The following is a 24,482-nucleotide window of genomic DNA, read 5'->3' as shown; positions in this document are numbered from 1 at the left end:
GAGGGCTCTCGGGAGAGCGGCACGCCCGCTGCATGACGGGCGCTCCATGCATAGACGTCAGTTCTTGGGGGGCGCTGCGGCCGCTGTATCCGGAGCTCTCCTCGCAGGCAGAGCCCACGCTGCTGGGCCGAGCGTGATCCGTGTCGGCGTGCCCGGCGTCGGCGTGGGCAATCGCCCCGTCACCGGCGGCAGCTTCTTCTCCTTGCTGCACCTCCAGGGCAGCCTGGCCGAGGAGTTCAAGAAGGACGGCATCGAGGTCAAGTGGAACTTCTTCCGCGGCGCCGGCCCGGCCGTCAACGAGGCCGTCGCGAATGGCCTGCTCGACATCTGGACGCACGGACACCTGCCCTCGGTCGTCGGCCGGGCGAGCGGCTTGAAGACACGCCTCCTCGCCAGCGCCAGCCGGCGCGGCCACGCCTACCTGGTGGTGCCCTCCGACTCGCCCATCAGCGGGGTCAAGGACCTGCGCGGCAAGCGGGTGGCCTTCCAGAAGGGCACAGCAACGCAGCTCTCCGCGAACCGGATCCTCGAGGGCCACGGCCTGACCGAGCGGGACGTCCGCGCCATCAGCATGGACGCGGCCACGGCCAAGGCGGCGATCGCCACGAAGGACATCGACGCGGTGTTCGGCGGCACCGACTACCTCTCCCTGCGGGACCAGGGGATCGCCAAGATCGTCTACACGACGAAGGGGGACTCGCCGGCCTACCCGAGCAACTCGGGCATCGTCGCGCGAGAGGACTTCATCAACGAGCATCCCGACGTCGTGCAGCGGATCATCACGCTCGCTGTCAAGTCCGCGTCGTGGGTGGCCGACGAGAAGAACCGCATCCAGGCCTTCCAGCTCTGGTCGAAGTCGGGGACGCCGTTCGCGAACTACAAGGAAGCCCAGCAGGGCGAGGACATGAAGCAGAACGCGAGCCCCCTGCTCGACGAGTACGTCATCGCCCGTTACAGGTCGGCGGTGGCCGACTCGAAGAAGTTCGGCCTCATCAGGAACACCTTCGAGGTCGAGCCCTGGACCGACAGGCGCTTCCTGAACCGGGCGCTCAAGGACCTCGGCCTCGAGCGCTTCTGGGCGGAGTGGGACGCGAACGGCAAGCCCAAGGGGTGACAGCGCCGGGCCGCTGGCGCGCAGCGCGTGCGCCCAGGCCCGCGCTGCGATAGACGTGCCCTCCGGCGCGCGCCTCCGGCAGAGGCGCCTCGCGCGTCGCGACCGGAGGCGAGACGATGAGCTCCGAAGACACAGCGCAGACTGTCCACCTCTCGCATATCCCCCCGTGGATCGACGGCCCCGCGGCCTGGTACGGCCCCGCGATGGCCCAGGGCGAGGGCTGGATCGAGCACCTCACGCCCGCGGAGATCGAGGAGGTCGAGGCCGCCGTCCGCCGCTTCGCCGGGACGGGCAAGGACCCGGCGAGCCTCCGCTGCGAGGACTTCCCCCTGCCGTCGCTCGCCGGGCGCCTCCGCCGCGCGCTCGCCGAGGTGCTCGACGGCCGCGGCTTCGCCGTGCTCCGCGGCCTGCGCGGGCGCTGGCTCGATCCCCCCGATCGCGTCGACGCCCGCGCGGCCGCGATCGCGTTCCTCGGCATCGGCAGCCACCTCGGGAGCGCGCGCTCGCAGAACGCGCGCGGGCACGTCCTCGGTCACGTGAAGGACCTCGGCCTGTCGAGCCAGGACCCGAGCGTGCGCATCTACCAGACGCGCGAGCGGCAGACGTTCCACACCGACTCGTGCGACGTCGTGGCGCTGCTCTGCCTCCGCACAGCGAGGGCGGGCGGGCTGTCGGCGCTTGTCAGCTCGGTCACGCTGTACAACGAGCTGCGGCGGGCGCGCCCGGACCTCGTCGAGGCGCTGTTCGCGCCGATCGAGACCGATCGCCGGGGCGAGGTGCCCGCGGGCGAGAGGCCTTATTTCCGCATCCCGGTGTTCAACTGGCACGCTGGGCTCCTGTCCGCCATCTACCAGCGGCAGTACATCGCGTCGGCGCGCCGCTTTCCGGGCGTCCCGCCGCTCACGGCGCGGCAGGTCGAGGCGCTCGACCTGCTCGACGCCCTCGCCAACGACCCTGCGCTCCACATGACCATGGAGCTCCGCCCTGGCGACATCCAGCTCGTGCACAACCACACGCTGCTCCACGACCGCACGGCCTTCGAGGACTGGCCCGAGCCCGATCGCAAGCGGCACCTGCTCCGCCTCTGGCTCGCGCCGCCCGGCGCGCGGCCGCTGCCGCCCGTGTTCCGCGAGCGCTTCGGCGCGCTGACCCCGGGCGACCGCGGGGGCATCGTGGTGCCCGGCACGCGCCTCCACGCCCCGCTCGACGCGGCGTGAGCGCCGGGGGTCACGCCCGCGGGCGCCTGCGGGCGCTCGGGCAGCGCCCGCGCGGGCGCCCCCTGTCGCTCACGGTTGCTCGTCCGGATCCGGAGCGCCCCACGTGAGCTCCGGCTCGCCGAGGAACTCGGGCGTCCCGACAACGGCGATGAGCAGCTCACGCAGGTCGCGCCCCGAGCTGGCGAAGGCCTCCGCCAGCGCCTCGATGCGCGGCCCCAGCGCCGCCGGAGCGCTCGCCTTGGCGGCCGACAGAGGATCGGTCGCGTAGTGCAGCGCCACCTGCGCGATGCAGGCGTGGACCTCAGGGAGCTCCTTCAATATCTCGAGAAGCTCGCGGACATCCCCGTATCTGGGCTCGCCCGACACGCCGGTCACCCAGCCGGAGGTGTCGAACGGCTCGCCGCCGTCGTCCGCGAGCTCGCGCCCCATGCTGTCGAACCGCAGAAAGGCGAACCCCGGCGGGTTGAGCAGGGCGTGGCACCCGTCGCAGGTCATCGGGGAAGTCACCTCGATCATCTGCTCGCGGATCGAGCGACCGAGCACGGGCTCCTCGGCCGGCGAACCGTCGGGGAGCTCCGTGCAGAGCAGCGCAGAGCGGACGAGCCAGCCTCGCCTCACGGGCCAGGAGACGGGGTAGGCGCTCCGGAACGTCGTCATGATGGCGGCGCTCGTGAAGAGCCCCATCCGGTTCGGTGAGCCGTACGGCACGCGCGTGGGCTCCTCGCCCTCGACGCCGCTCATCCCGTAGTGCTCCGCGAGGCGCGCGTCGACGAAGGTGTACGGGGCGAACATCAGCGTATCCAGGGTGCCGTCCTCATCGAGGACGACCGCGCTCCCGTAGGCCGCGACCTCCTCGCGCATCGACGCGAGCAGCGGGTCGTCGACGGGCTCGCCCTCGGGCGTGAAGGCCCTCAGCAGCTTCGAGCGCAGCCACCAGTGGAAGAAGCGCCCCACGCCGTCTCTGGCGCGCGGATCCTCGAGCATCTCGCGCGCGAGGTCCTGGGCGGCCTGCGCCTGCACCGGAGCGCCGAGGCGCGCGCGGATCTCGCCGGCGAGCGCCCCGTCGTTCCACAGGAACCTGGTCAGGCGCTGCGCGACGATCTCCGGAGCAGCCGGCGGGATCTCGGGAAGAGCGGTGTCCGCGCCGCCCTCGCCCGACGCGCCGCCGCCCGAGTCGCCTCCGCTCGAGGCGCCGCCGCCCTGCGCGCCGTCGGCGGGCGCGCGCTCGTCCGCAGCCGAGCCGCACGCGACCGGGCTGCCCGCGGCGGAGGCGATCAGCAGCGCGGCCAGGGCGCCGCGCCCGACAGAGGACAGCTTCCCACCCTTCATCGATTCGACACGCAAGCAAGTCATGGAATTGAACGCAGTCTTTCACGGATCTCTGTCGAGGGAACGAAAAGGGCATGCTCCTGACGTCGCGTATCCGGCGCGCTCTTCTTCGTGCGGCGCACGGGCTCTGGGGCTCGTGGGCCACGGCGGCCGACAGGGGCTCATCGCGACGTCGCGACATCGCGATATTGCGACATCGCGACATCGCGGCACCGGGGCACCGAGCCGGACGCGCCGCGCGGCACGCCCAGGGCGCGAGCCCTGCGCGAAGCGTCCCGCCGCATGCGCACGCCGCGCGCACACGCCGCCGGCACGCGCCTCGCAGTGCAGGCATTTCCCATGGCTGACTTGCCTCCGGCCCGAGCGGCAGAGGGATGCCCCGGCGGCGACGCCGGGCGCCCGGGCGGCGGCGAGGGCGCGCCCTTCACCGCCGGTGCGCCGGCCGCCCGGAGCGACGCCGCCAGGCGCGCGCGGCGCCGGGCGCTGCTCCACGCGGCGCTCGGCGTCGTTGGCCTCGCCGCCCTGGTCGCGCTCATCCGGCACGTCGGCGCGGCGGAGATGCTCGACGCGGTGGCGCGCGCCGCGCCGCTCCTGCCGCTCCTCGCCGCGCTGGAGGCGGCGCGCGTCGGCTGCGAGACGCTCGCGACGGGCGCGCTCTGCCCGCGGCGGAGCGTCCCGCCGGCGGAGCTCCTGCGCATCCACGTCGTCTCCTACCCCGTGATGGCGCTGATGCCGGCCGGCCGCGCCACGGGCGAGGCGGTCAAGGCGGCGCTGCTCTCTCCCCACGTCGGTGCCCCGCGCGCGGCCGCGATCGCCGTGGCGAACCAGTCGCTCGCGCTCCTCTCGGCGAGCCCGCTGTCGCTCCTCGCCGCCCTGGCCATCTGGCGGATCGGCGGCGGCGCCTCCCCGCTCGCCCTCGGCGTCCTCGCGCACGCCGCGCTCCTGGCCGCGAGCGGCCTCGGCGTCGCCTACGCGGCGCGGCAGCGCGCCGCCTTCGCCTGGTTCGCCCGGCGGTTCGCCCGCGTCGGCCACGCCACGGCCGCCTTCCAGGAGGCCGTCCGCGAGCGCCCGCCCGTGCCGGCCCGCCCCTTCGCCGCCCACGTAGCGAGCCGCGCGCTCCAGGCGGCCGAGTACGCCGTGCTCCTCGCCGCTGTCGGCGCCGAGGGCGGCCCCCTCCGCGCGCTCGCCGCGTACGGCGTGGGCGCGGCCGGCACGGCGCTCGGCGACCTCATCCCGGCCCAGATCGGCGCGACGGACGGCGCCTTCGCGCTCGCCGCCCCGCTGCTCGGGCTCACCGCGAGCTCCGCGATCGCGATCTCGGTGCTCGTCCACTTGCTCCAGGCGACCTTCGCGCTCGCGGGGATCGCCGCCACTCTCGCGTGGCGCCGCAGGCCGCCCGCGCGTTGAGCCGCCCCGCGCAGGGCGTGCAGGCAGCCGTCGAGGAGCTGCGTATCGCGGGTCAGAGATCCCGCTTGCTCACGCGCGCTCCGTGTCAACAAGCCCATAGCGCACCGAGCGCACCGCGAGCAGCGGTGTGTCGCCGGACCCCTCAGCCCCGGAGAAGAGGCTGACGTCGAAGAACACCGCAGCGTTCGTGTGCGACGGCTGCACGGTGCGATCCCAGTCCGCCACGAAGCCGGCCAGGTTCGCCGCGAAGCCGTCGATCTGCGCCCCGCCGTCGCCGTTGATGACGAGCTCGACGCTCGGCACGAGGGCGACCGGGAGGTGCGTGGCGATGCTGCCCGCGCCCCCGACGCTCGAGGCGCGGCCGCGCACCGCGGTCGCAGCCACGGGTCGCGTCAGCTCGTATCCATAGCTGGCGGCGAGCCGGAGCACGCGCGTGCTCTCTGCAGGCGCCGCCGAGCGCGCGAGCAGCGCGGCGAGGAACGACTGCAGCGCGGCCTTCAGACCGCCGACCGGGCCGCGGCCGACGTCGAAATCCGAGGGGACCACCAGGAGCGGCACGAGCGACGAGGAGAAGCTCGTGTACGGCGTGCTGTAGACGAAGAGCTCGCACGTCGCCTCCCCCTCGATCAGGTCGGCGTTGCGCTGGACCCCGACCCCCGTCTCGACGCAGGGGATCATCACCACGTCGAGCTTCGGCAGGCCGACCTGGTACACGAGCGAGATCCCCTTCGGGACGCTCGGCGGGTACCGGTAGGCGCCCGTCGCGCCCGAGGACGACACGAACTGGAGCGGGCGGAGCCCCTGGCCATCGCCGGTGTCGACGGCGAGCTGGGGCCAGAGCGGCATGGGGTTCTCGGCCTCGGCGACGAGGTCGAGCTCGACGAGGTCTCCGGAGCCATCGTCGGGATGAAGGAGCGTGTAGGTGTACGTTCCAGGGGCGATCTCACCGCTCTCGCGCACCGCCGAGCGACGCGCGGGCGGCCTGGGCACGACCGCATCCGATGGCCACGCCGCGGCCACCGCAGAGGCGATGGTGGCGAACGCCGCCACGGCGTTCTGGACCACGGGGTCGGGCGGCGCGCCGGGAGCGCGCGTGGCCAGCAGCGCCAGATCGCGCTGCAGCGCCGGGTAGACCGAGACGAACTGGGCGAGGGCCGCGAAGATGACATCATCGCCCGTCAGCGCAGTCCCGCGCTCGCCCGTGCCGAGCTCGACCCCGATCGAGAACCGCAGCCGTCCGGTATCCTGAGCAGCGTCCTGGTGCGAATACACCGCCTCCGCGTCCCAGCGCACGAGCTGATCGACGATGGACGGGGCGTCGTACGACGCGGTCGCGGTCTGCGACACGAGCGTCGGCGGCAGCGGGTACGCGCGCAACGGGATCGGAAGCGTGGCGCCGGCGATCTTCCCGCGATCGTCCGCGATCGGGTGGACGAGCGTGAGCCACCGCGACGACTGGTACCCGTCGGGATCCGGTGCCCCCGACGGCACCTCGATCTCGCCCACCGCGTAGTCGAGATCGACCGTCGCGCTGCGCTGCTCGGCCGCCGATCGCACGGTCAGGAGGAACGTCAACGGCGCGGGATCGGCCGTCGCCGTCCGGGCGAGCGGCACCTTCGCGGTCGAGAGCGACGCGTTCCGGACGGGCGTGCTCGACGCCGGCTGCGTGAGCGTCGCCTTCCCGGAGAGGCGCGGAGCGGTAACGGGATCGGTGTACCCGGAGGAGACGTCGACCGCGGCCTGCACGAGGCTGGTGACCGAGTACGCGCTCGAGAGCGTGACGAGCAGCGCCTGCTCCATCGCCGCGATCGCGGCGGCGCGGCGCGGATCCGGGTCGCCATACTCGCCCGGGCCGCCGCCGTGCATGACGTACTGGACGCGGCCGGCGATCGCCTGCGCGAGGGTCTGCTTGGCCGCGACGATGCGCTCGATATCGTCCAGCGACACCTCGCTCGCAGGGACCGCGTGGACGGGCGAGAGCATCGTGTCCATCGCCGCGAGGAACGAGGCGCCCCACACGTCGAGGTCGATCGAGGCGAACACGATCGGCAGCGGCGTGCCGGTCAGGCCCGCGCCGGAGACGTAGGGCGTCACCTGCGCCGTCCCCGACACGAGCGACGTCGAGAGCGGCGGGATCGCGAAGGAGCGCAGAGCGGTCGCGTCGCGGAGCTGGAAGGCGATCTGCGGGCCGCTCGGGCCGGCAAAGTTGACGAGCCACAAGGTCCGGTCGCTCGCGTCGTCGGCCTCGGTCGGCGGAGCGCCGGTCGCCACGCGCGCGCCGGGGAGCGCCGCCTCGACGGCGGTCGCGAACGCGTCGAGCGACAGGGTGCTCGCCCCCGCGTCGCGGGCGCCGGTGTCGGGCGGCACCTCGAAGGCGCTGGTCGCGACGCTGGCGACGTCCTGGAAGGCATCGGCGATCCACGCCGGCGTGCGCGCCTCGGTCACCGTGACGCCGAGGCGGACCATCGGGCCGGCGAACGACGGCGCGATCGTCGCGCTCACCGCGCTCTCGACGGCGACGGGGAGCACCAGCGCGCCCGCCGGGACGAGCGCGATGCGGGCGATCGCCGACGCGAGATCGTCGATCGAAGGCGCCGGCGCGCCCGGCCGGGTGAAGCGCCCGAGCAGCGCGTTGAGCGTGTCGTCGGCGAGGGTCACCAGGGTGACGCCGCCGAAGGAGAGCGACACGCCCGGCGCGACGAACCCGAGCACGGCGGCGTTGGCGCGCGCGACGCGGGCGGCGTCCGGGGCGCCGTCCGGCGCGATGAGCCCGTAGCGCGCGGCGATCCGCGCCAGCGTGTCCGGCGCGCCGCCTTCCTGGGCGATCGCGATCATCGGCGGACACAGCCACAGCCCGCCCTCGCGCGCCAGGCTCGGCGTGGACGCGCTGTCGCGCGCGAGGCTCTCGGGCGTGACCGTCACGCCGATCGCCGCGAACGCGGCCACGAGCGACGCGAAGGTCGAGCTGGCGTCGGTCTGGACCGTCTTCCCGGTCGCCGCGTCTCGCAACGTGATCCCCGCGGCGAGGAGGCCGGGGCGGTCGACGTTCAGCGTGCCGAGCGCGGCGGGGGTGCCACCGGCAAACTTCGCCGCGATCGTCGCGAAATCGGCGTCGGTCGCGAGGGCGCGGTAGGGCGCGTGGCGGTCGGCCCCGCCGTTCGTCACCGTCGCCGGGATGGTGAGCTTCGCCGTGGAGACGAAGATCGCGCCCTGGTTGACCGCGGACGGCGTCGCCGGCTGGAGATCGAGGTAGAGCGCGCGCCCGAGCGCGCCCGGCGACACGCCGTGCTGCGCGGCGAACTGGGCGATCGTCACCCCGTCGCCGCTCGGGGACGCGGCCGAGCCTGGGCCGAGGACGAGCGACGTGCCGGCGGCGTAGAGATCGGCGAGGCCCAGGTTGGCGGCGGCGAGCGCGGCGATGGTGAAGCCGAAGCGCTCCTGCAGCGCCCCGAGCGAGTCGCCGGGCAGCGGGGTGAGATCGTCGATCGTCAGCGTCGCCGGCGCGCGGAAGAGTCCGGCCGTGGTCTGGTTCGCGAGCGCGATCTCGCCGATCGTCACCGACAGGCCGAGATCGCCGAATTTCTTCACCAGCGAGGTGAAATCGTCGCCGCTCGTCGTCACCGCGACGCCCGCGACGGCGATGGAGAGCCCGTCGGCGAGGGGCGCGGTCGGGTTCGCCCGAGCGATGCCGGCCACCGACGCCTGCGTCGCGGCGGCGAGGGTCGCGAGCGAGTCGTCCGCGCCCGCCTGCACCGTCCGCGCGGGCGCCGCGAGGACGACCGTCGTGGAGAGCGCTGCCCACGGATTCTGCCGGGCGAGCATCACGGGATCGAGGGTGTTCGCCGCGGCGATCGAGGCCAGCGAGTCGCCCGCCACGGTGGTGTGGAGCGCGGGGATGGAGAGCGCGGCGCCGCCGAAGACCGTCGCGTAGAGGGCCTCGCCGTTCGCCGCGAACAGGTCCGAGAGCGCGATCCCGTACGTGTCGGCGACGGAGCCGATCGTCGTCGCCGCGTTCGAGGGCGCGAAGACCACCGGCTGCGTGGCGCGGAGCGCGTCGAGCACCACCCACGCCCCCGCCACGAAGTCGCGGAAGGGCTCGATGGGCAGATCGTGCGCGGTCGGCGCGCCGCCGCCCTCGAGCGTCGTGGTGAGCGTAAAGCCGACGTCGGGCTGCGCGATCTGGTAGTACACGCGCAGGTACGTCGCGAGGTCGGTCCCGACGTTCTGCGCGGCCCGCGCGCTCGAGAGCGCCGCGGTCGGCAGGTACCGCTCCGTCTGCATCGAGAGGCGTAGCCCGATCGAGGGGCGCACCCCGCTGCCCCCGGCGAGCGAGTACCCGGCCGCGCACGACGGCCAATGCCCGAGCCCGACAAGATCGTCGAAGTAGCGCACCGGCTGGGTCAGCGAGCCGCTCCCCGGCACGGGCAGCGTGTTGCCGAACGGATCCTGGAAGGCGAAAGCGAACGTGACGCCCGCGCTCGGATCGACGCCGGCGTACGGGCTCTCAGCCGCCGCGGGCAGCGCCGGGCTCGCGCTGCCGTGGCGGCCGAGCGCGAAGGGCGCGATCGCGATCGCCTGGTGGTAGTCCCAGCGCGTGTTCGGCGCGTCCGGCGGCGGGGCCCCGCCGCCCTCGGTCGGGCTGCTCTGCGCCGGCCCGACCGGGATCCCCTCGCCGCTCTTCAGGAAGTCGGGATCGCCCGCGAGGTTCGGGACGATGCGGTGGCCGAGCATGTGGAAGAGCTCGTCGACGATCGTCGCGCCATCCATCTCGGTCAGCGCGCGCGCGTTGCCCGGATCGGGGTTCGCGCGCGTGAGCTGGAATCCCGCGCTCCCCGCGGGGATCGCCGCGGCGCGCGTGAGCGCGCCGGGGTAGAGCTGGACGAGCTCGGTCGGCGCGAGGATCGGCGCCGCGGCGTTGCCGCCGAACGCCGCGAGCGCCGCGGGCGTGAGGCCGTTGCGACCCGCGAGCGTGGCGAGCGTGTCGTCGATGCGCACCGCGTCCGCCTTGCCGCCGCCCGCGCCGTCCGGGATCTCGACCGTCGCGCCAGGCCGGAGGAGCTGCGGCACGTCGGCGTTGAGCGTGGCCACCGCGCCCGCGTCGAGCGTGAGCCCGAACCGCGCTGCCGCGTACGCCGCCGCGTCGGCGAGCGAGCTCGGCGCGGTGACGAGCCAGGTCGCCGACTCGACGAACACGTTGCTGCTCGCCGCGTCGATGTTATCGCCGACGATCGCGCAGTTGTTGAACGGCAGCATCGGCGGGTGCGCCGTGTTCTGCGAGTCGAGCACCACGAGCAGGGCCAGCTCCGCGACGGGGCCGTTCGTGAACAACGTCCCCGGCAGGCCGACGCCGCCGTTCGCGTTCACGTAGCGCAGGCAATAGCCGCCACTGCGCACGATGGAGGCGTCGCGGATGAGCCGCAGGAACGCGCCGGCGCTGGTGATCGGGGCGACGTGCATGGCCGCGCCGTCGTCGCGGACGAGGAACCGGTTGCGCAGGGGCCGCGCCGCCGCGCCGCTGTGGCTGAGCGTGGAGAGGTTGGTCTGCACCAGCGCGGTCGCGGGGCCGAGCTGATCGGAGAGCAGGCCGGCCCCGGCCCCGCCGGCCGGGCTCGGCGGGTAGAGCAGGTACAGCGTGGCGTCGTCGCGCGCGAGCTGCGCGTCGATCGCGTCGAGCAGCGCGATCCCGTCGTGGTCGGTCCCGACGACGGAGACGATCGTCGCCGCCGTCTCCGACGCGGCCTCCTCCGCCGGGAGCTGCTGCACCGAGAATCGCAGCAGCGTCGCCCACGCGAACCCCTTCGCGTAGGTCACGGTCATCCCGTCCGCGCGCTGGTGCGTGCCGATCGCGACCGTGTAAGGCGCCTGCTGCGCGCCGTCGGCCTCGATCCGCGCCACGAGCGGATCGGGGAACACCCACAGCGCGGGGTTGCCCGCGACGTTGCCGAGCTTCGCCGGGTTGAACACCGCGCCGTCCGGCAGGGCCGCGGGCTGCCACGCGATGTGCCGCTGCAGCGTGGACCGCGCCGCGGCCAGGCGGAGCAGCGGCAGCGCGGAGAGCTCCACGGGCGGCGCGAACGCCGCGCCCGCGATCTCGCCGATCACCGCGATCTGCTCCTTCGTGAGCTCGAAGCCGAGCGTGCCGGGGAGCGACAGCCACTGCGCCGCGGCGCTCTGATCGAACGCGACCGTGTAGCCAGCCGGCGGCGGCGAGGCGATGACGATCTGCTGCCCAGTGAGCGCATAGAGCGGGAGGGTGGCGATGGCGCCCAGCCTGGCCGGATCGCGCATCTCGGCGAGCGTCAGCCGCTCGAACGCGCCGTCGCTCGGATCCGGCAGGCGCAGGCCCGCCAGCAGGAAGCGCGAGGCCATCGGCGCCAGCGTCGTCCACTGCGTCGCGGCGAGCCCCGCCACCAGCGGATCGAGCGCCATCTCGGTGATGTCGGCGACGGTGACCGCCGCGTCGGGAGCGAAGATCGCGAGCGCGCCGGCGCCGTCGATGGCCGCCTCGAGCGCCTCGAGCGTCAGGTTGAAGAGGGCGGCGATCGACGCGAACGTGTCGTTCGCGCGGACCTCGTAGGAGAGCGGCGGCAACGCCGCCAGGGCCTGCGGCGCGAGCAGGTTCGCCTCGGGCGCGACGGCGAGGAGCGCGGCGATCACCGCGTCGAGATCGGTCAGCAGGCGGGTGGCGAGCGACGAGGCCGTCTCGCCGGCCTCGATCGCGTGCGCCGTCGGCGGGAGCGCGATCGTGGTCCCCGGCGGCTGCGGCGCGCTCGGATCGGTGACCGTGAGGGTGTTGTGCGCGAGCACCCACGCCACCATGCCGATGAGGTCGACGAGGTTCTGCTGGATCGCGATCGACGCCGCCGCGACGCGGAGCAGCGTGTCCCCGGCCACGGCCGCGTACGCCGCGAAGGCCGCGCCCGGCGGCATCGCGAGCTGCGGGTGCCGCGCCGGATCGATCGGCAGGTTGAGCGCCGCGATGGGATCGGTGCCGGCCGGGAAGAGCCCCGCGTTCTCGGGGAGCGCGAGGATCTTCTGGGCGAGCGGCTGCAGGCCCGGGAACCCCTGCACGAACGGCGCGGCGGCCGCGCGCACGGCGAGCCGCGCGAGCACGAGGTTCAGCGTCTCGCCCGGGAGCGTGGTCCACGACAGCGAGGCGAACGTCACCGAGGCCCCGCTCCTCAGCACCCCCGCCGCGCCCGCGTTCTGTGCGGCGATCTGCCGCGCGGTGACCTGCGCGCCCGCCGGGAGCACGGCGTTGAACGTCGCGGCGATCGACGCGAAGCTCTCGCCGAGCTTGACCTGGTGGTGCACGCCGTCGAGCGCGAGCGGCGCGGCCGGCGCCAGCACGGGCTTGTCGCGGTTTGCGGGGACCACCGCGATCGCGGAGAGCCCGGGGGCGCCGAGCTGCGCGCGGATCTCGGCCAGGCCGAACGGCCGCGTCGAGTCGGCGTACGAGAACGCGTAGCCGTGCAGTACGTCGCCGGCCGCCTTGACCGCCGCGCGGAGGAGCATGGCGAAGTACTGCTCCAGCACGACCTGCGCGATCGGGGTCGTGCCCTCGACCGCCGCGAGCGCGCTCGGCCCCGAGGCGCCGCCCTGCTGCGCGACGAACTTCTCGTAATCGACGGCGAGCAGCGCGAAGTACGCCCGCATCTTCTCGAGCGTCGTCTCATCGAGCGAGTTGAAGCGCGCGAAATCGATCGGCGGCGCCCCGCCGGCCGTCACCTTCAGCACCGGCGGCATCGGGAACACGCCGACCCCGGTGTCGCCGCCGTCGCCCGCCTGCGGCGCGCTCAGCGAGAAGCGGTAGTTGCGATCGAGGAAATCCGCGAGGTACGCCGTGTAGTCGATCGCCGAGGCCAGCGCCGCGTCGTCCGCGAGCGCCCGGTTCGCGAGGGCCACGTCGTCCGCGTCGACCCGGCCGTCGTCGGCGGGCTTGCCCAGGCTGGCGCGCGCGTTGGCGATCGCCCAGCGCACGAGCCCCTCGAGCACGTCGCCGACGCCCGGCCCCGCCGTCGCGGCGAGGGGCGCGGCGAGCGACGCCGCGCGCGCGGGGATCCCGTCCTCGATCCCGAGCAGCAGGACCATCGCCACGCCCTCGCCGGCCCTGGTGAAGGCGGGCATCGCGTGCAGCGGGACGGCGCGGGGGCTCGCGAAGACCGTGCGCGCGCTCCAGGCCAGCGTCACATCGCCGGCCGCGAGCCGCGCCGCCATGCGCGCGAGGCGCTCGTGGCGCGCGAGCCCGGCGAAGAAGCGGCGCTGCGGCGCGTGCACCGTTCCGCGGTGCGCGAAGAGCTGCCGGCTCGCGCTCCCCGAGGGCTGCGCGAGGATCCACGGCGTCGGCGACGCCGCGCCGATCGTGAATGAGGCGCTGATCGTCGCCTGGAAGGAGCAGTGGATCGTGAAGAAGACGATCTTGATGCTCACCTCGACGGAGACGCCCACCGACAGCGAGATGTAAATCGGCTGGTGCGCCTCGATGACGAGCGTGACGCTCGCGTACGCGGTGATGGAGATGCTGGCCTGGACGATGGCGAAGTTGATCGACCCGTAGAGGCGGCCGGTGATCGCGATCGTGCCCTGGAGCCAGTAATACTCGTCCCTGGGCGTCGCCGCGTCGGTCGGGTCGAACCACCCGATCGCGCCCTGCAGGACGCCGACGACGGTGACCGAGAGCCCGCCCGCGAGGATGCCCTCGTCGATGGTCTTGCCCACGCCGACCGAGAGCGCGATCCCGAGCTCGATCACCGGGCTGAAGCGGCCGTTCGTGATCCTCGGCACCCGGCTCGAGGTGTCCCCGTCGAGCAGCGCGAAGTAGAAGCCGCCGTAGCCGATGAAGGGGAAGACCTGCAGGCAGAACGAGTTCGAGAAATCGAGCCCCTTGGGGAAGCCGAGATCGACCCGGAAATTGCCGTTCGTGTAGATGTCGAGCACGACCACCGGCAGCGTCAGCGACACCTCGCCAAACTCGAGGTGCCGCATCGCGTCGGGCAGCTTGAGCTCGATGTGATAGACGCCGATGGTGTCGGTGACCTTGCGATAGAGGATCTCGAACTTCAGCCCCGCGAAGCTCTTGGCGCGCTCCCCCGAGAGCGCGATGAGGATGCCGTAGAGGTTCGGGTCGTTGAAGACGAAGGCGAGCTTCAGGGTCTGCAGGATGGTGAAGTCGGCGCCGACGAGCCACCCGCTGTCCTTGGCGAAGCGCAGGCCGTCCTTCGATGTGAGGTTGGGGAGGTTCGAGCCGCCCGCGGGCAACGCGAGCTTCTCCATCTTGTCGATGACCTCCTCGACGTTCTGCGGCTTCCACGCCGGGTCGAAGGAGACGTGCTGGCCGATCCCGACATAGCGCAGATCGAACATCTTGTCGCCCGCCCCCGGGACCGCCGGCGGGTTCTCGTTGACCGGATCCCACGAGAGCTTGGGATTCGACGATCCCGTCCCGAAGCGCACGCCGAGGAAGGTCCCCGAGATCTCGATCCGCGTCGTGCTCGGCCCGGTCGGGTTTTTCTTCCACGAGAGCGCGAGCTCGGTGATCGAGAGGAAGCCGAGATCGATCGAGGCCTCGTAAGCGAGCGAGACGACCTTGTTGGTGACATCGACCTTGAGGACGAAGGCGTCGAGGCGAATGTCGAGGAGCTTGTCCCATGGCGCGCTGAACGAGACGTCGTACGTTGGGTCGACGAGGTGGATGAGGTGCCCGAGCATCGACCCGACCGTCTCGTCGACGAGGTGCATGGTGAAGACGGTGCCGACCGTCGGATCGTTGCTGAGGACGGCGTCGACCTGCGCGGTGATCGGCCCTAGGCTGATCTGTCCGTCGAGCGCCGCGGTGTACTTCTTGGTCGCCCCGGAGGCGTCGACGGTGACGTGGATCGCCATCTGCCGGAGCGCCAGGATCTGCGCGCCGAAGAGCGAGAAGCTCGCGTCGACGCCGGCGCCGATGCCGAACGTCCTGGCGGCCTTGTCGATGTCGATGGAGAAGTCGCTGACCGCGATCCGGAGCAGGTCCTCGGGGACGGAGATGCCGCCGTCGAAGAGCTTGTCGGCGACGTCCTTCAGGGAGAGCATGATCGGCGCGCCGCTCTGGCGGCCGCTGATGCGCAGGCTCGGCAGCTCGACGGTGACGTCGAACCGCATCTTTTGTTCGTAGTCGAAGCCGGCGTGCAGCGAGAGGGTCTGCACTGAGGTGCCGCTCAGGAAGAGCACGCTCCAGGTGCCGTCGAGGGTGAGCGTGTAGTCGCCCCACAGCGTCCAGGGCTTCAGCGTGCCGACGCTGAGCGCGAGGGCCGTCACCTTCCCGCCCGTCGAGAACGTCATCGAGTAGCCGAGGAAGCCGAACGTGTCGAAATACGGCTTCAGCTCGGCGGCGGGCCCCTGGAAGAAGTCGTCCCAGGTCTTGCCGGCGACGAGCGAGCCGAGGTTGCTCAGGCTGGTCGAGAAGTCCTTGGGCATCACGGAGAGCTGCAGGATCGGCGACGTCCTGTTCACCACCGGCATCGCCGAGCGGATGTCGACGATCACCTGCGTCCCGCCCTCGGCGCCGAACGCGGCGGTGGCGGCGAGGTAGAGCTGGACGAGCATGTCGACGGTGCCGTCGTCGCCGACAGTGCGCGCGAACGCCACCCCGGCGCGCGGGCTCTGGAGGGTGATGATCGGTCCGATCCCGAACGCCGGCAGGCCGAGGTCGGCCTCGAGGGTGAAGCTCAGGTTTCCCTGCGCGTCACGGGTGAGCGCGCCCGTGAGCGGGAACGTGCTGGAGAGCTTCATCAGCGACGCGAGCGCCGCGAAGATCCCTGTCAGCGCGAGCTGGCCGTCGAAGGAGAGGCCCTTCTGCCCGCTCGTGGCGAAGTCGAGCTGGGGCGCCGCGAGATCGAGTTCGTCGTACGGTTGAACCGCGAGCTCGGGGAAGCTCGTGCTGAACACCCACGGCGCGGTGGCGCCGGATCGCGTGGTGCGCGCCGCGATGGTGAGCGCGAGGTCGATGGTGCTGCCCACCGCGAAGGCGATCGCGGCGCGCCGGTCATCCAGGTTGAGGAAGCCGGCGGATCCCGCGGGGACCGCGGCGTCGAGCGAGAACCCGCCGGCGGGCGGATCGGCCGGGATCGTCGCCGGATCGACCTGCAGGAGCAGCGATCCGCCGGCGCGCAGGAGATCGCGCCTCACCAGCGCGTCGAGGCCGCTCGTCCCGAGGACGGCGTCGTTCAGCGTGATCCGGCCCACGCTCGCCGTCGCCTGCTGCCGCAGCAGATCGGCGAGCTGTTTCGATGTCATCATGGCTGCCGCTCCGCTCAAACCGTCACGAGAATGGGGAGGTGATCGCTGGTGCCGTCGGTCGGCGCGTCATCCTGTCGGCGCGTGCGCTGGGGTTGAGCGATGTGCCCGTAGTTCCATCGCTGCCGGAAGATCTCGAGAGGATCCAGGTGAGTGGCGTCCGCGCCTGGAAGGGTCGGATACGTGGCGAGCCGGACACCCATGTCCGAGGTGAACGGCGGGGACGGCGTGCCGGCGACGCGGTCGACGACCTCGACGCTGGGCTGGAACCCCGGCGGCCTCGCGCCGGTCCCGTAGCCGACCAGGGCATAGTCGAGCACCTGTTTCGTCGCATAGTCCGCCCAGCTCGCCTTGGTGCGAGGCTTCACGCGGGTCGCGCGGTACGTCGTGGTGAGGAAGGTCTGCCTGAGGACCGGTGGCTTGTACAGGGTCAACATCAGGTCGTTGAACGCCTGGAGCGTGGAGGAGCCGGCGGTGTTCAGCTTGTTCTGGTCCAGGTTGAAATCGCCCGCGAGGACGGTGATCTGGTTCGCTTGCGGGCGCGCGCCGGTGATGTCGCGCATGTGCGCGCAGGCGTCGCGCGCGGTGGCCGGCGTCGTGTGGACCGAGTAGAGCCTCAACGTCCGGTTCGGCGCCGCGCGCTCCTGGAACTGGGTGAGAAACGGCCGTCGACTGTAGACGTCCGGAAACGTGATCGGCGCGTAGGCGCCCGGACGCTGGAATTCGGGCTGCCCCGCCCAGGTCGTCCCCGCCGGCACCGCGGCGTCCCACGGAGCAGGGTAGTTCACCGCCACACCCATGGTCGTTTCACGGGAGCCGTTCACCGTCCAGTGCCATGGCCCGGTGAAGGCCATCGTCGCATTGCGCCAGAAGACGCCGACGCACTCGGTGTAGGTCCTGCTTTTGAGATCATCGCGAGGGTTCATTCTCTGGGGAGGGACGAGGCACCAGTCCCACTCTGCGCCGTCCATCCACTCGCGGAGCTGCGCGAGCAGGTAGAGGAGGCCGTCGGGCCCGCCTCCCGTGGCGAGCGTGCGGAGCGTCCCTTGCGTCGCCTGCGGCTCGATCACCACGACTACGTCCGGCTGCGCCTGCTCGACCGTACTGGTGATGTACAGGAGGTTCGCCAGGGTCCGCTCCGCGTTCGCCGCGCGCTGCTTGACCGTGCTGCCCGAGTCGTCATCGATCCGGCGCTTTGTGAAGAACTGGATGTTCCAGACGAGGATCTTCACGACGCCCTCCTCCGCGGAAGCGCCCGCGCGGCCCTTGCCCCGCCCGGCTTCTGCGCCTGATCCTTGGTGTAGGCTGCGTACCACCCCAGGCTCGAGTCGTGCTCGTCGTCGGGGTTGCCGAAGAGCGCCATGTCGATCTGCCCGTCGGGCGGGAAGGACAGGCCCAGCAACCTGAGCGTCAGCGCGTTGAGCAGCAGGTAATACGTCGAGGCACCGTTCTTTCCGAGGACGATGGCGCGGAACCCGAGGTTCAACACGCCCTCGATGCTGATGGTGCCTTTCCCCCCGTCGCTGCCGGGGAGCTTCAGGCCGATGAAGACCTTGTACGCGCCCGACGACGGGCTCCACGCCGCGAGGAGCTGCGCGGTGAATCCCACCCTCGCGGCGAGCGCGCCGGGCGACCCGAGGTCGAGATCGAACACCAGCCCGAACCACGGGTACGCGAGCGCGCTCTGCGCGAGCGGGCTCTGGACGCCGAGGTAACCGAGCCCGCCCGGCGACGAGACGCTGTCGGCCTGGATGAAGGCCGAGACCTTGATCGGGAAATGCAGATAGAGGCTGTCCGGGCGCGCGGTGCTGCTCGACGGGTCGAAGGCGATGCCGGTCGCGTCGAAGGCGAACACGCTGCTGTGCTGCACCGCCGGGTCAAAGGTCATGCGCACGAGGAGCTTGCTGTACGAGAGCCCCGCGACGTCGCTCGCCGTCGAGCCGCCGAACGAGAAGACGTCGAGCCCCTCGAGCTCCGCGAAATCGAGCACGCCGGCGAGCGCGAAGTAGGTGTGGGTGAGCCCGCCGCCGGTGTCGAGCTGGGTGACGAACTGGGCGCTGCTGATCTGGATCTGCCGGAAGACGCTCCCCTTCACCAGGGGGAACACGCGCGGCTGGTTCTGCGCCGTCCGGAAGAGGTAGGTGTCGTAGACCTTCCCCGCGACCGTCTGGCGCTGGAGGACGCCGTACAGGTACACGATCCGGTCCGCGGCCGGCAGATCGACCGCGTCGCCGAAGAGCTCCGCGACGAGCAGCTCGATCTTGCTCGAGAACTCGCTGATCGCCGAGCTCTCGAAGAGCACCTCGATGAGGTCGACCTGGAACTGGTAGGCGGCGCCGTTCGGCACGACCGGGGCGCGCGGCGCCGCGTAGCGTATCAGCGCGAACATCGACGACGCCTCGATGGAGATGGGGCTGGTCGACGCGATCTTCGCGGTGTTGATCCCGACGTGGTGGGCGTGGAAAAGCGCGGGATCGATGCCGGCCGCGAGCCCCTTGCACGCATCGGGCAGCGCCTCGAGCGGCGCCTCGGCGTTGAGGATCAGGATGCCCTGCCACGACGGATCGGTCACGGCGGCGACGAACGTCGCGAACTCCGCGGCGCCCTTGCCGCCGTCGTAGGCGTCGATCGCCCGCTGGATCAGCGTCCCGACGCGGGTCGACGTCGCCTCGTCGTCGACGTTGAACGGCGCGGCGCCCGCGCCGGCCTTCGCCCAGGCGCCGGTGTCCTTCGCCAGATCGACGAGCCGCCCGTCGGCGAACTTGAAGATCAGCGTCGTCCCCCGGAGCCCCGGCGGCCCCGTGGTGAGCCAGGTCGACGGATCGAGATCGAACGTCCAGCCCTCGATCAGGATGCGGTTCTGCGCCGGATCGGCCGAGAGGTGAGGCCCTATCGCGGCCGGGTTGCTCGCGATCAGGAAGAGCTGGTTCGACGCGATCGCGGTGCGGAGCGGCGTCCCGTTCGGCAGATCGCGGAGCGAGAAGCGCGATGCGTCCGGCATCTGGGCGAGGACGAGCTCGTCCATCGTCTGCAGCGTGGTGTCGGCGAAGATCGCCAGGAGCCCCTGCGGCGTCACGCCCGCGAATCCGGCCCCGGTCGCGGCCGTCGCGGCGAACTGCGGGTGCGCGGCGGCGGCGGGCGGCGGGCCGCCTTCCCTCGCGATCGCCGCCCGCCGGTTCGGGCTCAGGACCTTGGCCTCGAGCGCAAGGAACGCGTCGAGATCGGGATCGCCGGCCGAGAGGCCGGCGTACGGGAGGATCGGCACGGCGGCCGTCGCCGCGACGGCGGCCGGCAGCGCGTTCGCGGCGACCTCGAGGTAGACGAGCGGGTCGAACGTCGTGCCGCTCGACGGTTGATGGAGCACCGCGCCGTCGGGCTGCGCGTAGTACGTGAGCGGCGCCGAGCCCGGCGCGCTCGGGAGCGCCCAGGCGGTCGTCGCGTCGGTCGTGAGCGTCGTCGGCGCCTGGACGCTCGACGCGGGATCGAACCCGCGCGCGTACGCGGGGCTCCCGGTGAAAAACGAGAGCGCGTTCGCCCCGGCGCCGAGCCCGACGTACTCGACGCCGGAGAGCCCGCACATCAGCCGATCGTTGGGCGAGGTCACGGCCACCGCCGGCACCACGCCCGCCGCCCGGGGATCATTCGAGGGCCCCTCCGCCGCGAGCGCGAAATCGCCCTTGGGGACCAGGGTGTACAGGTCGTCGGGCGACGGCGGCAGCGCGCTCGGCCGCGGCGCGAAGACGAGGCGCGCCGGCGACCCCGAGGGGCCCGCGCCGTCGGGATACGGCGTCAGGAGCGCGCGATAGCCGGTGACGGTCGCGTAGCACGACCGCAGCGCCTTCACGCCCGCGATGAAGGTGAAATAGCTGCGCCCCTCCGCCACGCTGAAGGGCGCGAGCGACACACCCAGCGTGGGCGCCTCTTCGGGATCGAAGACGGGGTAGCCGAGCGAGGTGACCAGCCCGGAAACGCCGCCGTCCGTCGAGGAGCCGGGCGTCGCGTAATAGGCGCGCAGCCCGACGTCGAGGTGGGTGAGGTCGGAGACGCCGCCGGTCGCGCCGAGCGAGAGCTGGAATTGCAGCGACCCCGCGTCGGCCCCGGTGAGGGGAATGGATATCGAGCCAGCGCCGCGCAGCGTCGTGGCGCCGAGCTCGGTGGTGAGCGCGATCGACACCGCGGCGGTCTGCGTCAGCGTGAACGCCGGGGCGGACGAGTCCAGCCCGAGCGGCGTGCCCGTGCCGACGACGAGCGCGTAGTTGCGATGGGTGACGACCAGCGCGCGCCCGGTGACCGACGGATCGAGCGGCGACGTCGAGAGCGCGTACCCGTCGACCGCGCCGCCGGTCGGAACGCCGCTCGGGAACCACGCGATGCGCGGAGTCCGGAACGCAGGATCGTCCAGGAACCCCCACGCCGCGCCGGCGAACGCCGCCTCGCCGCCCGCGGGGAGCGGCGTCTCCAGGAAAATGTATGTCCCCGTGAGCGCCCATGTCTGGGAAAGATCGAGGGTCGCAGGCGCGCCAGCGCCCTTCGGGAGGAGGAACCAGCGCGTGACGCTCCCGGCCGGCGGCGGCTGTCCGTCGTCCGAGGCTGCGTACAGCTCCGGGATCGCTGTGAAGCGCAGATAGCGGAGCATCACGCGCCCACCGGCACCGGCAGATTCAGGAGCAGCCCATCGCCCGGCCAGAGCGGGAGATCGAGCGCGCGCAGATCGGTGATGGCCGCACCCGCCGGCGCGAACGCGACCGACACGCCGGCGAGCGAGCCGAGCTGCTGCGAGGAGTACGCGGGGCGCGTCAGGCGCAGGGCGTTCTGCGCGCTGCTCGTCGAGAGCGGCTTCCAGCGGGTGAAGCGCTCGAGCAGGTTGTTCACCGTCGTCCCGAGCGGCACCCAGATGGGCTGCAACGTCGCGCTCGAGACCCCGAGGAAGACGCATATCTCCGGGATCACCACGTCACGGCCGAAGAAGCTCGCGGAGTACGGAGGGCTTGAGCGGAGGTCGGCGAGCGTGTTGGCGCCGGTGAGGGTCGCGCTGGTCGCCGCGTCGAGGCTGCCCGGCGCGCTGCCCGCGATCACGCTCTGCGGATAGACGAGCCGGTGGTACTTGTAACCGCTGTTCGCGAGCGCGAGATCCAAGAGGCCGTAGATCGGCCCGGGCGACCCGGGCGGCGGGGTGATCTGCGGGGAGGCGACGGCGCCCCAGAACGCATCGAACGCCTGCACGCGGGAGCCCGAAACGGTGCTCGCCGCGACCTCCCACGCGAGCGTCCCTGTCGAGACGTACCCCGAGAACGCCTGCGTCGGAGGGGCAAGGTATTGTCGCACCGAGGGCTCGGAGCGGAGCCGCATCCCGGGCATCACGTCGACCGCGGGCGGTGCGCCGGTGCCCATCCCCGACTCGAGCCCGCACGCGTAGAGCAACGTCTCGCCGGCGGGGAGCGGCATGTATTGCACGAGGGCCGCGGCGAGGATCGACGTCGCGCCCGGGATCAGGAGCGGCGACGACCCGATCTCGAACGAGGCCTCGATCTTCGCCAGGAAGGCGAGGAAGTTCTTGCGGAGCGCGGCGCGCGCGGCGGCCCCGGTGCTCCAGGCGTTCTTGCCCGTGAGCTGGAGGGTGACGTTGACGTTCGTGCGCGTCGGCGACCCGCTCCAGCTCGCGGCGATCACGAAGTCGTCGTTCGATACGCCGAGCGTGGATGGATTGCCGTTCCCCGTGTAGAGATAGGGAATACTCAGCGGCTGCTGAGGGGTCTTCCCGCCATAGACCGAAGCCGGCGGGAGCAGCCATGTCTGGCTCACCTCCGGCTGGTCCGGCCCCTGGTAGCCGGTGTAGACCAGGTACTGGTTCGGGAGGCTCGGCGGAGCCTGCGTCGCTTTCACTCTTCTCACCCCTTGTTCATGGTCTTGCCGACAGGCGCACGCGCGGCGAGGGCGCGCGAATCCCCACCGCCGCTGCGCCGGATCACCGCGCTCGACCCTCTCGTCGCGCGGGGTTGCGGCGCAGCGGCGCTACCCAGCCGAGCGCGTCAGCGCGCAGTGATGAATGGATCCCAGCTCACGTAGTACTTGGTCGGCCGGATCCCGCCGCTCGTGACCAGGATCTGGATCTGGTAGGTCTGCTGGCCGGCGTTGACGGCCTGCCCGATCCAGAAGGACGGGTCCTTGGAATCGGGGATCGGGTAGCCCTGGTTGCCGAACACGTTCCCCGCCGAGACGTTGAAGCCGCTGATGACGACGGTGTCTCCCGTGTTCGGGTTGATCGGGACGACCTCGAAGCCGACGAGATCACCGGCGTTGGCGACCGTCGAGAGCTCGAGCGCCCCCTGGCCGGTGCTCCCGTTGTTGCGCTGGTTGTCGAACATGTAGATGCCGGTGCCGATGTTCCGGCCGCCCTGCGAGATGACGTATGACGTGTCGACGGCGATCGAGATCGCCGTCTGCGGGCACGGCGTGGCGCTCCGGGGCTTGACGACGCGGACGTAGGGCTGTTGCGGCTTCCTCTCGTTCATGATGGTCCTCCTGCTTCCGCTCGGCGAGTCACGCCGCAGTCCTTACGGTTGTCGCCTGCACGCTCACGCTGGGGTTCAGGATCACCGTGGTCCCGGAGCCGCCGCCCGCGATCACGTTGATGGAGAGCTGGTAAGAGGAAGAGCCCGCGGCCTGCGCCTGGCCCGTGAACGCGTTGGGGTTGTCCGGCGCGATCTGCGGCTGACCGCTCGCGCCCCATGCCTGCGAGTTGCCGATCGACTGGATCTGCACGCTCGACGCAGTGCACGGGCTCACCGTAAGGACCTGCCAGCAGATAGAGGAGTTCTGCGTGCACGCGGTCACCAGGTTCGCGGAGCCCTCGTTCTGGCTGCCGCTGGTGACCCGGTTGTCGACGAGGTACACGCCGCGCGCGCTGCCATTCTGGATGGCATTGGTATCGACCCAGATCTGGATCTGGACGCTGCATTGCGTGGTGGGAATTGCCATGATCATGCCTTTCGCGTGCTGGGTTCAAATGATGAAGGCAAGAAGGAGAGCGGACCGCGGCATGGCGCCCGACAAATCATCCTTCCGGGCAGCACTGCGACCCCCTCGCCTGCCCCGAGAGTCCATGATTCTTTGTTGACAGAGCGTTTGCAGCGAGACAGGAGCTCGGCCGCGTGACGTGCCGCGGGTCCACTCGGCTCCAGCGAGGTGAACTGTTCGTTCTTCTATTCTACTCACGCCTCCGCCGCAAGCGTAGACGCTCGCCGCGGTCGTCCTGTTGCCCTTCAACCTTCGCGTGCTCTGGGCACAAATCTATGAATTGGACGAAGCCGCTCCGTGCCGGCTGTGGTGGCCCACGGCTACGGTCGGATGAGATACTGAGTCGCTGAGAGACCGACGAATCCGCTGCTCTGTCCCGGACGACCACTCTACCGCTCCGTGTCGGCGGCGGCGATCGACTCCAGGGCTCGCCCGGCCCTGGCCCGCGTCGTACACCCTCAGCTTGCCGCGGATCGTGAGGAACTCCATGGTCTGCTGGGCGCCGTTCTGGACGGGCTCGGGCCCCGCCTCGAGGACCGCCTCGCCCTCGTGTCAGGAGATGGGCCCGTAATGGTGGGGCATCAGGCCATTGACGCTCTTGACCGGCCCTCCCAGCACATTGACGGTGGAGATCCGGTAGGTCGCCGTCGCCGTCTGGGTGGCCTGGTCGTAGGCGTAGGTGACGGTGGTGTCGACCGGATAGGAGAAGGCGGCCTCGGCCAGCTTCGTGAGGGTCGCGGGGTCCCCGAAGGTGGCGTCGGGGAGGGTGCACAGGACGAAGTAGTTCTCGATCGAGGGATCGTCGAGGGCGAGGGTGGATTCGATCCCCGTGCTCGGCGCGTACTTGGCGGCGCTGGCCGGGTAGAAGAGCACGGTGGAGAGCAGGCGGTCGTTCGGAGGATAGGGCCCTGTGATCGAGGACGGGGTACATGGGGTCCGGTACTGCGGCACGACGTCCGGTGTGACCTATTACTGGTGCTTCCCGGACGAGGTGTGCAAGACGAGCAGAGACGGTGCTTCGAGCTGCTATGCTCCCGACGTCGATCCCGATGAGGGATCCCCTTGAGCGCGATCGACCGATCGCGGGGTGTCGCGCGCGGCGCCTGGCCCGCCGGCCGGAACCG

11 protein-coding genes are annotated in these 24,482 nt (G+C 71.7%); 3 read left to right on the top strand and 8 right to left on the bottom strand.

Features of this window, described 5'->3' with window-relative positions:
- The first annotated feature begins 133 nt into the window (after positions 1-133).
- The gene (locus WMF42_RS10460) at positions 134-1,114 is read left to right on the top strand and encodes an ABC transporter substrate-binding protein (protein ID WP_437691788.1); all 981 of its coding nucleotides are present in this window, start codon (positions 134-136) and stop codon (positions 1,112-1,114) included.
- Between the two features lie 116 nt (positions 1,115-1,230).
- The gene (locus tag WMF42_RS10455) at positions 1,231-2,331 is read left to right on the top strand and encodes a TauD/TfdA family dioxygenase (protein ID WP_061613311.1); all 1,101 of its coding nucleotides are present in this window, start codon (positions 1,231-1,233) and stop codon (positions 2,329-2,331) included.
- A gap of 69 nt (positions 2,332-2,400) precedes the next feature.
- On the opposite strand, the gene WMF42_RS10450 is transcribed toward WMF42_RS10455, so the two are convergent.
- A complete protein-coding gene (locus WMF42_RS10450) occupies positions 2,401-3,660 on the bottom strand; it encodes a DUF1588 domain-containing protein (protein WP_437691787.1) in 1,260 nt (419 codons plus the stop codon).
- A gap of 339 nt (positions 3,661-3,999) precedes the next feature.
- Between WMF42_RS10450 and WMF42_RS10445 the strand changes: the two genes are divergently transcribed.
- A complete protein-coding gene (locus WMF42_RS10445; RefSeq protein ID WP_437691786.1) occupies positions 4,000-5,067 on the top strand; it encodes a lysylphosphatidylglycerol synthase domain-containing protein in 1,068 nt (355 codons plus the stop codon).
- Between the two features lie 69 nt (positions 5,068-5,136).
- On the opposite strand, the gene WMF42_RS10440 is transcribed toward WMF42_RS10445, so the two are convergent.
- The 7 genes from WMF42_RS10440 to WMF42_RS10410 all read right to left on the bottom strand — a co-directional run bounded on the left by WMF42_RS10440 (position 5,137) and on the right by WMF42_RS10410 (position 24,231).
- Positions 5,137-16,344 (bottom strand): hypothetical protein, encoded by an 11,208-nt coding sequence (locus WMF42_RS10440; RefSeq protein WP_437691785.1) that lies wholly within the window; start codon positions 16,342-16,344, stop codon positions 5,137-5,139.
- A gap of 14 nt (positions 16,345-16,358) precedes the next feature.
- The gene (locus tag WMF42_RS10435; protein WP_437691784.1) at positions 16,359-17,573 is read right to left on the bottom strand and encodes an endonuclease/exonuclease/phosphatase family protein; all 1,215 of its coding nucleotides are present in this window, start codon (positions 17,571-17,573) and stop codon (positions 16,359-16,361) included.
- The gene (locus WMF42_RS10430) at positions 17,570-20,977 is read right to left on the bottom strand and encodes a hypothetical protein (RefSeq protein WP_437691783.1); all 3,408 of its coding nucleotides are present in this window, start codon (positions 20,975-20,977) and stop codon (positions 17,570-17,572) included. The genes WMF42_RS10435 and WMF42_RS10430 overlap by 4 nt, the downstream gene beginning before the upstream one ends.
- Positions 20,977-22,224: a hypothetical protein gene (locus WMF42_RS10425; RefSeq protein WP_437691782.1), complete on the bottom strand. Its 1,248-nt coding sequence runs from the start codon at positions 22,222-22,224 to the stop codon at positions 20,977-20,979. Before WMF42_RS10425 ends, WMF42_RS10430 begins: the two co-directional genes overlap by 1 nt.
- A gap of 146 nt (positions 22,225-22,370) precedes the next feature.
- Complete coding sequence (locus WMF42_RS10420) at positions 22,371-22,853, bottom strand: AidA/PixA family protein (RefSeq protein WP_437691781.1); 483 nt, start codon at positions 22,851-22,853, stop codon at positions 22,371-22,373.
- Positions 22,854-22,881: 28 nt separating this feature from the next.
- Positions 22,882-23,319, bottom strand: coding sequence for a hypothetical protein (locus WMF42_RS10415; RefSeq protein ID WP_437691780.1), 438 nt, complete (start codon positions 23,317-23,319; stop codon positions 22,882-22,884).
- 591 nt (positions 23,320-23,910) lie between these two features.
- Positions 23,911-24,231 carry a hypothetical protein gene (locus tag WMF42_RS10410; protein ID WP_437691779.1) on the bottom strand — a complete coding sequence of 107 codons (321 nt, stop codon included), beginning with the start codon at positions 24,229-24,231 and terminating at the stop codon, positions 23,911-23,913.
- Positions 24,232-24,482: the final 251 nt, after the last annotated feature.

It is taken from the genome of Sorangium sp. So ce176, from assembly GCF_051519835.1.
GTDB lineage: Bacteria > Myxococcota_A > Polyangia > Polyangiales > Polyangiaceae > Sorangium > Sorangium cellulosum_G.
This window is presented reverse-complemented; position numbering and strand designations above follow the sequence as displayed.

What these genes read in the sequence shown, in the direction of transcription:
- WMF42_RS10455 (WP_061613311.1), top strand. Translation starts at nt 1,231, where the DNA reads ATGAGCTCCGAAGACACAGCGCAGACTGTCCACCTCTCGCATATCCCC.
- WMF42_RS10450 (WP_437691787.1), bottom strand. Translation starts at nt 3,660, where the DNA reads ATGAAGGGTGGGAAGCTGTCCTCTGTCGGGCGCGGCGCCCTGGCCGCG.
- WMF42_RS10445 (WP_437691786.1), top strand. Translation starts at nt 4,000, where the DNA reads ATGGCTGACTTGCCTCCGGCCCGAGCGGCAGAGGGATGCCCCGGCGGC.
- WMF42_RS10440 (WP_437691785.1), bottom strand. Translation starts at nt 16,344, where the DNA reads ATGATGACATCGAAACAGCTCGCCGATCTGCTGCGGCAGCAGGCGACG.
- WMF42_RS10430 (WP_437691783.1), bottom strand. Translation starts at nt 20,977, where the DNA reads ATGCTCCGCTATCTGCGCTTCACAGCGATCCCGGAGCTGTACGCAGCC.
- WMF42_RS10420 (WP_437691781.1), bottom strand. Translation starts at nt 22,853, where the DNA reads ATGAACGAGAGGAAGCCGCAACAGCCCTACGTCCGCGTCGTCAAGCCC.
- WMF42_RS10415 (WP_437691780.1), bottom strand. Translation starts at nt 23,319, where the DNA reads ATGGCAATTCCCACCACGCAATGCAGCGTCCAGATCCAGATCTGGGTC.